At 72.2% G+C, this 349-nt stretch carries 1 protein-coding gene; it reads right to left on the bottom strand.

Annotation, left to right across the window (positions count from 1 at the left end; all coding sequences use genetic code 11):
• The coding region (locus ACTVZP_RS22360) for a terminase large subunit domain-containing protein (RefSeq protein ID WP_443214322.1) at nt 1–349 on the bottom strand (349 nt) is incomplete at both ends.

Raw genomic sequence — 349 nt, 5'->3', positions numbered from 1 at the left:
GCGGAAGAGGAGCCCGGCCTGGTCGCGCGTGGTGGCGGCGCAGTAGCCCTGGGGCGCCGCCTCCCGGTCGAAGAGCGCGGTGAAGAGGGCGGGCACCGCCGTGTCGGTGGTCTTGCCGTTCTTCTTCGCCACCTGATGATAGGTGGTGCGGAAGCGCCGGAGGCCCCCTTCCTTCTTCCAGCCGAAGACCGAGCCGTGGCGGAAGGCCTGCCAGGGGCGGAGCGTGAGCGGGCGCCCGGCGAGCGGCCCGGTCGTGTGCTGGATCAGCTCGGCGAAGTTCAGCACCCGGCTCGCGGCCTTGCAGTCGAACCAGAGGCCGCGGTCGCGCCCGGTCTCGAGGTCGGTCAGA

This window comes from Rhodobacter sp. NSM, assembly GCF_052244495.1.
In the GTDB taxonomy this organism is placed as follows: Bacteria; Pseudomonadota; Alphaproteobacteria; order Rhodobacterales; family Rhodobacteraceae; genus Cereibacter_A.
Note: the sequence above shows the minus strand (reverse complement) of the source record. Positions and strands in the feature narration are given on the sequence as shown.